The sequence below is a fragment of the Buttiauxella sp. S19-1 genome, assembly GCF_022134725.1.
Lineage (GTDB): Bacteria > Pseudomonadota > Gammaproteobacteria > Enterobacterales > Enterobacteriaceae > Buttiauxella > Buttiauxella ferragutiae.
The window spans coordinates 1-13002 of the sequence record NZ_JAHWLU010000130.1; the positions used below are offsets into that span (position 1 = coordinate 1).

Sequence of the window (13002 nt, forward strand, 5' to 3'; positions counted from 1 at the left end):
GGATCAGTGCGGTGTTGGGGAATGCTGCCAATGAAGAGATCATGAATCTCGCCCATCTTGATTGCGCGCGTTGGTTGTTGTTGACCATCCCGAACGGTTACGAAGCCGGTGAAATTGTCGCGACAGCGCGAGCGAAATGCCCGGACATCGAGATTATTGCCCGCGCTCATTATGACGATGAGGTGAATTACATCACCGAACGTGGTGCCAATCAGGTCGTTATGGGTGAGCGTGAAATTGCTAATACTATGATGGGAATGCTGGATAAAGCGGTGGTGTGATTAGCGCCCTCATCCCGGCCTTCTCCCCCAGGAGAAGGAGAAAACCGGATAGTCCCCTCTCCTGGGGGAGAGGGTGAGGGCGTTTGATTAGCGATCCCAGTAAGACTCTTCGAGGCTGTCTTCACGCTCGGGCAACCCACGAGTCAGACGCGGAGAATGCTGGTTCAGCACCTGATAACTCACGCGATTGGCGTATTTACACACCTGTGCCAAAGACGAATAGGTCAGCCAGGTGAACTGGTGTTTGCTGGAATTTGGCACGTTAGAACGGTGGTAATTATTCGCTGTAATATCGTGCAGCAGTGCCGCCAGCGCACCATCACCCGCGCCATTGGTATTCATGATTTTCTCAGGCCCACCCATATATGGCGCAATGTGCGAGAAAATACGCTTCGGGTTCTGGCAATCTTTATGGCGCATCGCACGGCTAAATTCGTACTGGTTAAATTCAGCAATCGCCCCTGGCAATAGCGGATGCTGCGTAGTGCGTTTAGCAGATTCTTCAGTAAAGGCCGCCATGTACAACCCAACCGGCCCCGCGGTACATAAGACTAAATCGACCCAATCCAGCGCCTTATCGGCCGCCAACAGCGGATCGTTTTCGCCAGTCAGCGCCAGCCCTTCTTCTTCGTTCATCGCCAGAATCGAGACATGCTCTTTCAGGAACGCCTGCCACCATTCTGGGTTTTCAGCGATAACGTATTTGGTGCCGAGAGTGAGCACCACCGGTACGTTGTACTTTTTCGCGTAAGCGATAGCCTGCATGGTCGCTTCCGGCATCGGCTCGCCGTCTTTGCAACGCACCAGATAGGAAGTCAGCACCAGCGCGGAGGCACCGGCAATCACCTCTTCGGGAATGCTGTCGGCGCGAAGCTGGTTCATGTGGCCTGGGCTGATGGCAAAGGTGCGTTCGCCCTGCTCACCAATCAGCGTAAAGCAGCGGCCAATCGCGCCATTCACGCCTTGCAGGTAGTTGAGGTCGGTACGGCTGGAGGTGTTGCACAGATAGCGGTAGGCGTAGCTACCAATTTCGATATTGCTGCACATCACGCCCAGTAACACCGAGCGGTCATCGGCTAATACCGAATAGTTATGCATGGTGTTACCAATGGTGCCACCGGCAAACTGATGAGTAATCAGATCTTTTTTCACCAGATCCTGATATAGGGCTTCGGCCACATCATCTTCAATCACCAGCGAATGGCCAAAACTCAAACCGTAACGACGAACAAACTCGTCATCCACTTTTGCTTCAATATCCACCAGCGTTTGGTCAATCCCGACAATCCAGGAGGTGCCAGTTTCATGTTCAGGCTGAACCTGTTGCAGAAGAGGGTCGCGCGCGCTAACAGGAAAGTAGTGTTTGGATTTTCGTTTGCCGGGAAATTTCATGATGTTGTTCGAAAGGTTGCTAATCAGGCCGGAAATGGTAGCACATTAACGGCCATAAGCGGGATTAGCGATATTTATCTACCAGATTGATCATCATGGCGATGTGTGCCGGATCGTCGTTAAGCGCAGGAATATATTCATATTTGGTGCCACCCGCTTCAATGAAAACTTCACGGTTTTGTACCGCCATTTCTTCAAGCGTTTCCAGGCAATCGGCTGAAAAACCAGGGCACATCACCTGGATGTGTTTCACCCCTTTTTCCGCCAGCATCTTTAGCGTTTCGTCGGTGTACGGCATTAGCCACGGCTCGCGCCCAAAGCGTGACTGGTAAGTCATCATCACTTTTTCAGGTGGCAGTTCGAGTGCTGAAAGCAGCTCACGCGTGGTGTCGCGGCAGCGCTGCGGATAATCATCGCCTTCATTGGCATAACGCTGCGGAATGCCATGGTAGGAAAGCAGCAAAACATCCGGCTCACCGTGTTGGGCGAAAGAGTGCCTGACCGAAGCCACCAGCGCATTTATGTAGGAGGTATCTTCAGCGTAGTCGCGGATCAGCGAGATCGACGGCAGCGAGCGGTAGTCGGCAAAAATGCGCCCTAATTCATCCCACACTGCGGCGACAGTTGAGCAGGAAAATTGTGGGTATAGCGGCAACACAACGATGTGGTCGACGTGGTGGGACAAAAGTTCATCCACTGCACTTTTCAGCGATGGCGAGCCATAGCTCATGCCGAGTGCGACGGGGGTATCAGGCAGTTGTGCTGCCAGGGCAGCTTGCTGGCGACGGCTATACACCAGCAGCGGTGAGCCTTCGTCCATCCAGACAGACTGATAAAGTTTGGCTACGCGGGCAGAACGCAGCGGCAGAATCACGCCACGTAATAGCGGCCACCAGATTAAACGCGGGGTATCCACGACCCGTTTGTCGCTGAGAAACTGGCGCAAGTAGCGTTTCACCGCCGCCGGAGTGGGGGCATCAGGTGTGCCGAGGTTTGCCAGTAAGATGCCCACTTTTTCCTGATTCATTTCCACTCCTTATCAACAAATTACTGATAATTGTAACGTAAAAGTGCTTCAGGAAAACCGATTACAGCGAAAGGGCAAAATTTGGGCAAAAAAATACCAGGAACACGTCCCGGTATTTTTTGTATCAGCAATGAATTAGCCGAGGATTTTAGCCAGCTCTGCGCTAACTTCGGTCACTTTACGAGTGCCGTCGATTTTCGCATATTTGGTGTTACCGGCAGCCGCTTCTTTGCTGTAGTAAGAGATCAGCGGAGCAGTCATCTGATGGTATTCCACCAGACGCTTACGCACGGTTTCTTCTTGATCGTCTTTACGGGTGGTCAGCTCTTCGCCAGTCGCATCGTCTTTGCCTTCCACTTTTGGTGGATTGAAAGTGACGTGGTAAACGCGGCCAGATGGCGCGTGTACGCGACGGCCAACAATACGCTCAACAATCAGTTCGTCCGGTACGGCGAATTCCAGAACCACGTCCACATTGATGCCAGCTTCTTTCATCGCATCAGCTTGTGGAATAGTGCGTGGGAAACCATCAAGCAGGAAACCGTTACGGCAATCTTCCTGGGTAATACGTTCTTTAACCAGAGCGATAACCAGTTCATCTGTAACCAGTTTCCCGGCGTCCATGATGTCTTTTGCTTGTTTACCCAGCTCTGAGCCAGATTTTACTGCGGCACGCAGCATGTCACCGGTGGAGATTTGCGGAATGCCGTATTTCTCCATGATGAACTGAGCCTGAGTTCCTTTACCTGCGCCCGGAGCGCCAAGCAGAATAATACGCATTGCGTAATTCCCCATTCGTTTGGATTTTTGATTTTTTAAAGCAGAAGTTGAGACCTTACCATTAAAGGCGTATTCAGCTCAAGAATGGCGGGTATTTCGGAGTAGTTAGTTGATTAGGACGCCCTCACCCCGACCCTCTCCCCCAGGAGAGGGGGAATAATGGCGATTCCCTCTCCCAGGGGAGAGGGTTAGGGTGAGGGGAAAAACTTAGGAAGCCAGCAGCTGGTTCATCCGACGGATAAACTGGTTTGGATCTTCCAGCGTACCGCGTTCAGCTAACAGCGCCTGATCAAGCAGCAACTCAACCCATTCAGCAAACTGGGTTTCGTCCTGGGTATCCGCGACGCGTTTCACCAGCCCGTGATCCGGGTTCAGCTCGAAGATGTACTTCACTTCCGGCACTTCCTGGCCCGCCGCAGCAAACAGTTTTGCCATTTGCGTGCTCATGTCGTTGCTGTCGGTGGTCACAATAGCTGGCGTGTCGGTCAAACGGTGCGTCAGACGCACTTCTTTCACACGCTCGCCCAACAGGGTTTTCACACGATCAACAAACGGCTCAAGGGCTTTTTCAGCTTCTTTCGCTTCCGGAGTTTCTTCGTCGGCCATTTTTTCCAGCGACTCGTCAGTTTTGCTGACTGACTGGAACATTTTGCCGTCGAATTCGGTCAGGTAGCTCATCATCCACTCGTCGATGCGGTCAGAAAGCAGCAATACTTCGATGCCTTTCTTACGCAGCAATTCCAGATGCGGGCTGCTTTTCGCGGCTGCATAGCTGTCGGCGGTGATGTAGTAAATCTTCTCCTGCCCTTCTTTCATGCGTGACACGTACTCTTCCAGCGACACGGTTTGTGCAGCGGAATCGGTATGCGTGGTCGCAAAGCGCAGCAGTTTAGCGATAGCTTCCTGGTTGGCGTTGTCTTCAGCAGGGCCTTCTTTCAGCACCAGGCCGAAGTTTTTCCAGAAGGTCTGGTATTTTTCGCTGTCGTCTTTCGCCAGTTTTTCCAGCATCTGCAATACGCGTTTGGTCAGCGCGCTACGCAGGTTTTGCGTTACGCGGCTGTCTTGCAGAATTTCACGCGATACGTTCAGCGGCAGGTCGTTGGAATCTATCAGACCGCGCACGAAACGCAGGTAGTTCGGCATGAACTGTTCAGCATCGTCCATGATGAATACGCGCTGCACGTACAGTTTCAGGCCGTGTTTATGGTCACGGTTCCACATGTCCCACGGAGCCTGGGATGGGATGTACAGCAGGCTGGTGTACTCTTGTTTCCCTTCCACACGGTTGTGGCTGTATGCCAGCGGGTCGGTGAAGTCATGCGCTACATGCTTGTAGAACTCGTTGTACTCTTCGTCTTTAATTTCAGACTTGCTACGAGTCCACAAAGCCTGAGCTTTGTTGATTTTTTCCCAGCCGAGAATGGTTTCGCCGTCTTTTTCTTCACGGGTTTCAATCTCAACCGGCAAGGCGATGTGGTCGGAATATTTGCCGATAACATTGCGCACACGCCAGTCGTCGAGGAACTCGTCTTCACCTTCGCGCAGGTGCAGGGTAATTTCAGTCCCGCGATCGGCTTTAGTGATATCCGCGACGGTATATTCACCCGCACCTTCAGATTCCCAGAACACCGCTTGATCGGCTGGAACACCAGCCGCACGGGTGCGCACGGTGACTTTATCAGCCACGATAAACGCAGAGTAGAAGCCGACACCAAACTGGCCAATCAGTTGGCTATCTTTCGCCTGGTCAGAACCCATAGATTCCAGGAACGCTTTGGTCCCGGATTTTGCGATGGTCCCGAGGTGATCAATGGCTTCGTCACGTGTCATACCGATGCCGTTATCGGCAATCGTCAGGGTACGTTTTTCTTTATCGAAAGAGACACGCACGCGCAGTTCGCCGTCACCTTCATACAAGTCAGCATGAGACAGCGCGCGGAAGCGCAGTTTGTCTGCCGCATCAGAGGCGTTGGAGATCAGCTCACGCAGGAAAATTTCTTTATTTGAATAGAGGGAGTGGATCATCAGGTGCAGAAGTTGTTTCACTTCGGACTGGAAGCCACGAGTCTCTTGTCCTTTCATGGTCATTGATACCTCAACAAAATACATAGGGGTGATGAAAACGTTGAGGGTGATATGAGGATAGAAACGGAGGTTTTCAAGCGGGGAGCCTAATAAACTCCCCACAAGTGATTAAAAAACAATCTTGTGGCGGCCCGCTAAAGAATGTGAAAGCGTGGTGCCATCGACCATTTCCAGCTCGCCACCAACCGGCACCCCATGCGCGATTCGGCTGGCATCAACACCATATTGCCCACACAATTCAGCAATGTAGTTTGCAGTGGCTTCACCTTCAACCGTTGGGTTGGTCGCGAGGATCAGTTCTTTGATAGTCTCGCGCTCAAGGCGCTGTTCCAGCCTGTCGAGGCCGATGTCTTGCGGGCCGATACCGTCGAGCGGGGACAGATGCCCCATCAGCACAAAATAGCGCCCGGAAAACTGGCCGGTCGCTTCAATAGCGTGAATATCCGCCGGGGTTTCCACCACGCAAATCTGGCCATTTTCCTGGCGGCGTGGGTTGGCGCAAATGGCGCAGATTTCTTGTTCGGTAAAGGTACGGCAATCCGCACAGTGCCCAATTTCGGACATTGCGCGCGTTAATGCTTGAGCCAGACGCATCCCACCACTGCGGTCACGTTGCAGTAGCGCAAACGCCATACGTTGGGCAGACTTCGGGCCAACACCTGGCAGGCAGCGCAGGGATTCCATAAGGGCAGTAAGTAAAGGACTGGTTTGCATCGCTCAGACTTCTGAAAAAAGAGTGGGACATAGCCTAACATTAGCCCGGAGCAAGGGGATAGAAAAAGATATTCCCCCTGCGCGATGTCTCGCAAAGGGGGAAATATATTAAGCGCGCTGGGAGTCGAGTTGCTCTTGATTACTCACCACATCTTGCGCTTTCTGGTAGCTTTCCATCAGCAAGCCGTACTCAATAAATACGCCGCCCCACAGATTTGCCCAGTCCATCGCATCGTCGCGATTCCAGGTATGCTGGATTTCAGCAACAACCGCTGCGGTATCCATCGGCACCACTCCAGCCTGAACCACACGCGCCAAAGTCACTTCCTGCGCCATTTTGGAATAAGTGCCTGAAGCATCAATCACCGCAAAGACTTTGAAACCTTCCGCCACCGCACTGATGGCCGGGAACGCCATGCACACGCTGGTCACGGTACCGGCAATAATCAGAGTTTTGCGACCTGTCGCTTTAACAGCGGCGACGAAATCCGGATTGTCCCAGGCGTTGATTTCGCCTTTACGCGGCACATATTGCGCATGGGGAGCGTACTGGTGAATCTCAGGAATCAGCGGGCCGTTCGGGCCTTGTGGTACGGAAGCGGTGGTGATGACCGGAATATTCGCCAGTGTCGCAACTTTGGCCAGCACCGTGGCGTGAGTGCGTAAAGTCGGCATTGGCATATCGTGGACCAACTGGAACAAACCGCTCTGGTGGTCGATGAGCAGCATGACCGCGTCGTTGGCATCGATGGTCGGGATTTGTCCGTTAAAATTTGCAGGTGCCATGTTTATATCCTCTTTGCTATCTGAATAAACTGCTGAAAATTAACGGCTACCTGAGCGATAGCCGTTTGAGTTTGTTAAACTTTCTGACCAAATTTGCCCTGATTAAAATCGTCAATGGCCTCTTTGATTTCCTCGCGGGTGTTCATCACAAACGGCCCGTAACCGACCACTGGCTCGTTTAGTGGCTCACCGCTCAACATCAACACGACGGCGTCGTTATTGGCTTCCAGGGTGACGGTTTCGCCTTTCGCGTCCAGCACCACCAGTTGCGCTTCACGTGCCACTTCCTGACCATTGACCTGCACGGTGCCTTTAAGCACCACCAGTGCGGTGTTCCAGCCATCAGGCAGCGTCAGTTGGGTGGTGCTGTGCGCATTAAGCCGCATATCCAGCACACGTAATGGTGAAAAGGTGTGTGCCGGGCCTTTTGCACCATCCATTTCACCCGCGATAACCCGCACCTGGCCGGCGTTATCCGGCAATGTCACCACCGGAATGTCCGCATCGGTAATCGACTGGTAGTTCGGTGGCGTTGATTTGTCTTTGGCTGGCAAATTGACCCACAGCTGAACCATTTCCAGCGTACCGCCCTGCTCGCTGAAAGCCGGCGAGTGAAACTCTTCATGCAGAATGCCGCTACCGGCGGTCATCCACTGCACGTCGCCTGGGCCAATTACCCCGCCGCTGCCGGTGGAGTCGCGGTGTGCCACTTCGCCTTTGTAAACGATGGTGACGGTTTCAAAACCGCGATGCGGGTGGACGTCTACACCGCGTTGCCCTTTATTGCTCGGTTTAAAGTCTGCCGGACCTGCGTAATCCAACAGCAAGAATGGGCTGAGCTGTTTTTCGAATTTTGAGTAAGAAAACAGTGAGCGAACCGGGAAGCCATCGCCCACCCAGTGGGACGCCGGTGCTGAATAAACGCCAAGAATTGATTTCATCGTTATCTCCATTGAGTGTCGATTTCTGTTGAGATAAAGCTTACTCATAAGACGAAAGCCGCGGTAGACTCTGAAAATGAACTCAGTGTTCCATATACAGGACAATAGCCATGCAGGACCTCAACGATCTGTGGTACTTCGTGCAAGTGGTGGATAACGGCGGTTTTTCTCCGGCGAGCCGCGTTATCGGTATTCCCAAATCGCGCCTGAGTCGGCGTATTGCTTTGCTGGAAGAAAGCCTGGAAACCCGCCTGATTCAGCGTTCAACGCGCAGTTTCACGGTGACCGAAGCCGGGCAGATTTTTTATCGCCATTGCAAAGCGATGATTATTGAAGCCGAAGCGGCACAGGAAGCCATCAACACACTGCGTGCCGAGCCGCGCGGGCTGATTCGCCTGACCTGCCCGGTTGCTTTGCTGCATGTGCATATCGGCGACATGCTGGCGCGATTTATGACGCTGTATCCGCAGGTAACGGTGCAGCTTGAAGAGACTAATCGCCAGGTTGATGTGCTGAATGAGAATGTCGATTTAGCGGTGCGGGTGCGCCCGTTGCCGCTGGATGACAGCGATCTGGTGATGCGTAAATTGGCCGATCGCGGCATGTGCCTGGTCGCCAGCCCCGAGTTAGTCGCGCGTTTTTCCCAGCCGAAGTCGCCGGCCGATCTTCAACACTGGCCGAGCCTGGCGTTATCCAAACCACAGCAGGTTTACCGCTGGTGTCTGTTTGGCCCGGATAATCAGGAAGTGACGCTGCACCATACTCCGCGTTTTGTGACCACCGATATGATTGCGTTACGCGCCGCCGCGCTGGCGGGTGTGGGGATTGTGCAGTTACCGATGTTGATGATTCACAAGCAAATCGCAGAGGGAACTTTGGTGCATTTGTTACCGGACTGGCGGGCAAGACGGGAGGTGATACATTTGGTGTTTCCTTCACGGCGCGGTCAGTTACCGGCGGTCAGGGCATTGATTGATTTTCTGGTGGAGAGTTATGCGGCGTTCGAGGAAGAGTGAGAATGTCATGTCGGGTGACGCTGCGCTTACCCGACCTACAAAAGACAAACAGTGTCAATCGTAGGGCGGATAAGCGCATGCGTCATCCGCCAAACTGATCAGAATGGCATTTTGAAGCCTGGTGGCAACTGCATCCCGCTGGAAACACCCGCCATTTTCTCTTTCTGCGCTTCGCCAATACGACGTGCGGCATCGTTGAAGGCTGCAGCAACCAGGTCTTCAACCATTTCTTTGTCATCTTCCATCAGGCTTGGATCGATTTCCACGCGACGGCAGTTGTGAGCACCGTTGATGGTTACTTTCACCAGACCCGCGCCAGATTCGCCAGTGACTTCCATTTGGGCGATTTCTTCCTGAACCTGGGCCATTTTTTCCTGCATCTGCTGGGCTTGCTTCATGATGTTGCCCAGACCGCCTTTTCCAAACATAGTCTTCTCTCTTTTGCTCGGGCCGTTAATCGTACGTAACGATTAACGGCTATCAGGGTTTACAACAAACCGGCATGACCAGTCTGTCAAATAGGTCGAATACTGTCTTCATCCAGTTCTGCATCAAAAAAACGACGCAGCGTTTGGATATTGTTGTCAGTAGTCATAGATTCCCGCGCTTGTGCCAGCTTCTCTTCGTAGATAGCCTGGCGCCACTCCAGCGGGGTGCGTTGTGCAAGATTATCATCTTCAATAATAGTCAGCTCAACAGTTTCGCCGCTAAAAGTACTCATTGCGTCAGACAGTGTTTGCTGTGCCGACGGTGAGTTCAAATGGCGTAATGCCGGGCGCAAGTGCAAACAAACGCGGCTGCCATCCTGCTCTTTCCAGGCGTTTAGCGCCAGTTGTTGCACCAGTTTTGGTAGCACCAGTTGGCTAATTTCCGCCGCCCAACTGTCACGTTCAATGGCTTCCTGCGCCAGCTTCAACGCGAGCTCTGGTGTTTTCTCATGCTCCATCGCGCGCTTTAATGCTTTTGGCGTGGCAACCGGCTCTTCGACAACCTCAGAAACGTTCTGCGACTTCCAGCGATACGCCTCCGGCTTCTCGACTTTCTCTTCGGTTACCGCAGCGGGCCGGGACTGGATACGATCGGTGACTGATGCCAGACGTTCCAGGGCAGTACTCTTTGCCGGCCGCGCTTGATTTGGCGCTGCCGGCTCACTCTTTTTTGCTTTGTTGGCTCCCTGCTGGCGCATTAACTGTGTTCGCGCTTGCAGCACCTGGCTTGTGGTGTCCGGCAACGGGGTTTCATTTTGCCGTGGCGGAGGTGACGCTTGTTGCCGAACCGGAACCGGGTTGATGACCGGAATACTCGGAGCCTGACGCGGTTGTTCTGGTTCCGGTAAAGGTTTTCTCGGATGGAATGCCAGCGCGCGCAGCAGTGTCATCTCAATGCCCATGCGGCGGTCGGGAGCCCAGGAAAGCTCTTTGCGACCAATCAGCAAGGTTTGGTAATAAAGTTGTACTTCAGCAGGAGGCACCACGCGCGCCAGCTCACGCATACGCTGTTCGATGGCCGCCATGTCGCTGCCCAATGCGGCAGGAGACAATTGCACCATCGCCACACGGTGCAGCAAGCCGAGCATTTCCACCAGCAACGCTTCCCACTCAATTCCGCGACTTGCGGCATCGTTAAGCAAGCTCATCACGCGCTCGCCATCTGCCTGCACCATCGCTTCTATCAGCGCCAGAGCCTGGTCGTCGTCCAGCGTGCCGAGCATGGTGCTAACAGCCGCAGTGGTCACTTGCCCATCGCCGCTGGCAATTGCCTGGTCGGTAAGACTTAGCGCATCACGCAGGCTGCCATCTGCGGCACGGGCCAACAGTTGCAAAGCGCGAGTTTCGCTGGGGACTTTTTCTTCGCCAAGAATGTATTCCAGCTGATGGCGGATTTGTTCGACATCCAGCGCTTTCAGGTGGAATTGCAGGCAGCGAGAAAGAATAGTGACCGGCAGTTTTTGTGGATCGGTGGTCGCCAGCAAGAATTTGACATGCGAAGGTGGCTCTTCCAGCGTCTTCAACAGGGCGTTGAAGCTGTGGCGAGAGAGCATGTGGACTTCATCGATTAAATAGACTTTGAAGCGGCCACGCGCCGGTGCGTACTGAACGTTGTCCAGCAAGTCACGGGTGTCTTCGACTTTGGTACGCGAGGCGGCGTCAATCTCAATGAGATCAACAAAGCGCCCCTGCTCAATTTCGCGGCAGTTATCGCAAACACCACAAGGCGTGGCGGTAATGCCTGTTTCACAATTTAACCCTTTCGCCAGCAAGCGAGCGATGGACGTTTTCCCCACGCCGCGCGTCCCTGAAAAGAGATAGGCGTGGTGGATTCGGCCCATGGATAAGCCATTAGCCAGCGCAGTCAACACGTGTTGCTGGCCGACAACATCAGCAAAAGTTTGTGGCCGCCATTTGCGGGCTAAGACCTGGTAGCTCATTCGAGATAGGCTCTACATCGCGGGTGTGAATTCAGGGGGTAATGCTAACATAAGCCTCACCCATCGGGCGAGGCTTCTATACCCATCCTCCTTCAAGCTGCAGGGGTGTTGGCTGCATACGCTCATCCCAGTCACTTACTCAAGTAAGCTCCATGGGATTAATGAGAGACTCCTGTCTCTCACCGGAGGCCAGCCTTCGGCTGGTCAAATTCGTTCCCGACGAATTTGTCTCGTCCTTACCGCCTACCTGCAACTCGAATGCTAACGGGTATAATTTGGGGAATACGGAGGCAGGACTCAGTGGCCAGGGAACAGTACGAGGCTGTAGCTTTTCACGCCCATTTTTTCCAGACGTTGCTCACCACCAATATCAAACAGATTGATGATAAACGCAGCGTCGGTCACTTCACCACCCAGACGACGGATCAGCTTAACGGTCGCTTCAATGGTGCCACCGGTTGCCAGCAGATCGTCAACCACCAGAACTTTGTCACCAGGCTGGATCGCATCAACGTGGATTTCCAGTTGATCGGTGCCGTATTCCAGTTCGTAGTTTTCAGCGATGGTTTCACGCGGCAGTTTACCTGGCTTGCGTACTGGCACAAAACCCACGCCTAATTCCAGCGCAACCGGTGCGCCGAACAGAAAACCACGCGCTTCAGTGCCCACCACTTTGGTGATACCGGCATCTTTAAAGCGTGAAACTAAGAGTTCAATGCTGGTGGCGTAGGCTTTCGGATCTTCAAGCAAGCTGGTAACGTCACGGAATAAGATCCCAGGCTTTGGGTAGTCTGGAATGCTTTTGATGCTGTTTTTCAGATATTCAAGCTGCTGCGCAGTCGCGGTCATAATTAATGCCTGCTAAAAACATGGTTCTAACAAAGCACGAGACTACTTATTAAACAGTCATACCGTGCTCGAAAACGGTCGAATTTACTGGCTGGCATCAACAATTGCAACCACTGCAAATGCGGATTATGGCTTTTGTTGCTTTTCGTCAATGACCGGCATGCGCCACATAAAGAACAGCAGTGCGCACATCATCATCAGTAAGAGTAGTCTGACCCAAAGAATGTTGACCAGATAAAGGGAGACAGCAAAGGTGATAACAATAAAAATCAATGCTCTGGGTTTCGCTCCCGGTGGTAGCGCACGATGTTCTTGCCAGTGACGAATGTAACTACCAAACCACGAACGATACAGCAGCCAGTGATGAAAGCGCGGCGATGAACGGGCGAAGCACCAGGCCGCCAGCAGTAAAAATGGGGTGGTAGGCAGCAAAGGCAACACCACACCCAGCGTCGCAAGGACTACCGCCAGCCAACCGATGATGATTAAAATGGTCCGTTTCATTCATTCCTTAAATTTAAACACCTGCAACACTGGAGAGCCATTTTGTGAAAACCGCTTCGCTGTTACAAGCCCTGGATGTTCGCGTCGCGGATCTCGCCCAAGCCATTGCGCCCATTTCGTTGCAACGCGCCTCTCAGGCCCGCTTCGATCGTAATTTATTTTCCACTCACAGCACACAACTTAAAGATTATCTGAGCGA

The 13002-nt window shown here is 53.0% G+C and carries 14 protein-coding genes and 1 other annotated feature; of the genes, 3 read left to right on the forward strand and 11 right to left on the reverse strand.

Translation table 11 applies throughout. From position 1 onward, the window contains the following. On the forward strand, positions 1-281 hold a 281-nt coding region (locus tag MES37_RS20865), incomplete at its 5' end, for an NAD-binding protein (protein ID WP_237932571.1). A gap of 87 nt (positions 282-368) precedes the next feature. Here the strand turns inward: MES37_RS20865 and MES37_RS20870 are convergent. From MES37_RS20870 to MES37_RS20900, 7 genes are all read right to left on the reverse strand, one after another. Then, on the reverse strand, positions 369-1673 hold the full coding sequence (locus MES37_RS20870; RefSeq protein ID WP_064549039.1) for an inosine/guanosine kinase: 1305 nt from the start codon (positions 1671-1673) through the stop codon (positions 369-371). 64 nt (positions 1674-1737) lie between these two features. Beyond that, the gene (gene hemH, locus MES37_RS20875; RefSeq protein ID WP_121814198.1) at positions 1738-2700 is read right to left on the reverse strand and encodes a ferrochelatase; all 963 of its coding nucleotides are present in this window, start codon (positions 2698-2700) and stop codon (positions 1738-1740) included. Positions 2701-2835: 135 nt separating this feature from the next. Continuing rightward, the gene (gene adk, locus MES37_RS20880; RefSeq protein ID WP_064549043.1) at positions 2836-3480 is read right to left on the reverse strand and encodes an adenylate kinase; all 645 of its coding nucleotides are present in this window, start codon (positions 3478-3480) and stop codon (positions 2836-2838) included. A gap of 207 nt (positions 3481-3687) precedes the next feature. Beyond that, positions 3688-5562, reverse strand: coding sequence for a molecular chaperone HtpG (gene htpG / locus MES37_RS20885; protein WP_064549122.1), 1875 nt, complete (start codon positions 5560-5562; stop codon positions 3688-3690). 111 nt (positions 5563-5673) lie between these two features. Further along, positions 5674-6279: a recombination mediator RecR gene (gene recR / locus MES37_RS20890; RefSeq protein WP_064549045.1), complete on the reverse strand. Its 606-nt coding sequence runs from the start codon at positions 6277-6279 to the stop codon at positions 5674-5676. 108 nt (positions 6280-6387) lie between these two features. Beyond that, a complete protein-coding gene (locus MES37_RS20895) occupies positions 6388-7065 on the reverse strand; it encodes an isochorismatase family protein (RefSeq protein ID WP_064549047.1) in 678 nt (225 codons plus the stop codon). 74 nt (positions 7066-7139) lie between these two features. After that, positions 7140-8006: a pirin family protein gene (locus tag MES37_RS20900; protein ID WP_237932572.1), complete on the reverse strand. Its 867-nt coding sequence runs from the start codon at positions 8004-8006 to the stop codon at positions 7140-7142. A 110-nt stretch (positions 8007-8116) separates the two neighbouring features. On the opposite strand from MES37_RS20900, the gene MES37_RS20905 reads away from it, so the two are divergent. After that, a complete protein-coding gene (locus tag MES37_RS20905) occupies positions 8117-9022 on the forward strand; it encodes a LysR family transcriptional regulator (protein ID WP_121814200.1) in 906 nt (301 codons plus the stop codon). Between the two features lie 98 nt (positions 9023-9120). On the opposite strand, the gene MES37_RS20910 is transcribed toward MES37_RS20905, so the two are convergent. The 4 genes from MES37_RS20910 to MES37_RS20925 form a co-directional block, all read right to left on the reverse strand. After that, complete coding sequence (locus MES37_RS20910) at positions 9121-9450, reverse strand: YbaB/EbfC family nucleoid-associated protein (protein ID WP_034458087.1); 330 nt, start codon at positions 9448-9450, stop codon at positions 9121-9123. 86 nt (positions 9451-9536) lie between these two features. Continuing rightward, complete coding sequence (dnaX, locus tag MES37_RS20915) at positions 9537-11450, reverse strand: DNA polymerase III subunit gamma/tau (protein WP_121814201.1); 1914 nt, start codon at positions 11448-11450, stop codon at positions 9537-9539. Continuing rightward, positions 10137-10201: a sequence feature (DnaX frameshifting element), on the reverse strand. It overlaps the preceding gene by 65 nt. Before the next feature lie 297 nt (positions 11451-11747). Beyond that, complete coding sequence (gene apt / locus MES37_RS20920; protein WP_034493753.1) at positions 11748-12299, reverse strand: adenine phosphoribosyltransferase; 552 nt, start codon at positions 12297-12299, stop codon at positions 11748-11750. A 126-nt stretch (positions 12300-12425) separates the two neighbouring features. After that, positions 12426-12803, reverse strand: a complete 378-nt coding sequence (locus tag MES37_RS20925) for a DUF454 family protein (protein ID WP_064549056.1) — start codon at positions 12801-12803, stop codon at positions 12426-12428. A 44-nt stretch (positions 12804-12847) separates the two neighbouring features. Between MES37_RS20925 and priC the strand changes: the two genes are divergently transcribed. Next, positions 12848-13002 (forward strand): primosomal replication protein PriC (gene priC, locus MES37_RS20930; protein WP_237932573.1); only part of this gene is annotated, 155 nt, incomplete at its 3' end.

Excerpts from the sequence above, each read along its gene's own strand:
- recR (WP_064549045.1), bottom strand. The coding sequence starts at position 6,279 with ATGCAAACCAGTCCTTTACTTACTGCCCTTATGGAATCCCTGCGCTGC.
- dnaX (WP_121814201.1), bottom strand. The coding sequence starts at position 11,450 with ATGAGCTACCAGGTCTTAGCCCGCAAATGGCGGCCACAAACTTTTGCT.
- MES37_RS20900 (WP_237932572.1), bottom strand. The coding sequence starts at position 8,006 with ATGAAATCAATTCTTGGCGTTTATTCAGCACCGGCGTCCCACTGGGTG.
- MES37_RS20925 (WP_064549056.1), bottom strand. The coding sequence starts at position 12,803 with ATGAAACGGACCATTTTAATCATCATCGGTTGGCTGGCGGTAGTCCTT.
- adk (WP_064549043.1), bottom strand. The coding sequence starts at position 3,480 with ATGCGTATTATTCTGCTTGGCGCTCCGGGCGCAGGTAAAGGAACTCAG.
- MES37_RS20870 (WP_064549039.1), bottom strand. The coding sequence starts at position 1,673 with ATGAAATTTCCCGGCAAACGAAAATCCAAACACTACTTTCCTGTTAGC.
- MES37_RS20895 (WP_064549047.1), bottom strand. The coding sequence starts at position 7,065 with ATGGCACCTGCAAATTTTAACGGACAAATCCCGACCATCGATGCCAAC.
- hemH (WP_121814198.1), bottom strand. The coding sequence starts at position 2,700 with ATGAATCAGGAAAAAGTGGGCATCTTACTGGCAAACCTCGGCACACCT.
- MES37_RS20905 (WP_121814200.1), top strand. The coding sequence starts at position 8,117 with ATGCAGGACCTCAACGATCTGTGGTACTTCGTGCAAGTGGTGGATAAC.
- htpG (WP_064549122.1), bottom strand. The coding sequence starts at position 5,562 with ATGAAAGGACAAGAGACTCGTGGCTTCCAGTCCGAAGTGAAACAACTT.
- MES37_RS20910 (WP_034458087.1), bottom strand. The coding sequence starts at position 9,450 with ATGTTTGGAAAAGGCGGTCTGGGCAACATCATGAAGCAAGCCCAGCAG.
- apt (WP_034493753.1), bottom strand. The coding sequence starts at position 12,299 with ATGACCGCGACTGCGCAGCAGCTTGAATATCTGAAAAACAGCATCAAA.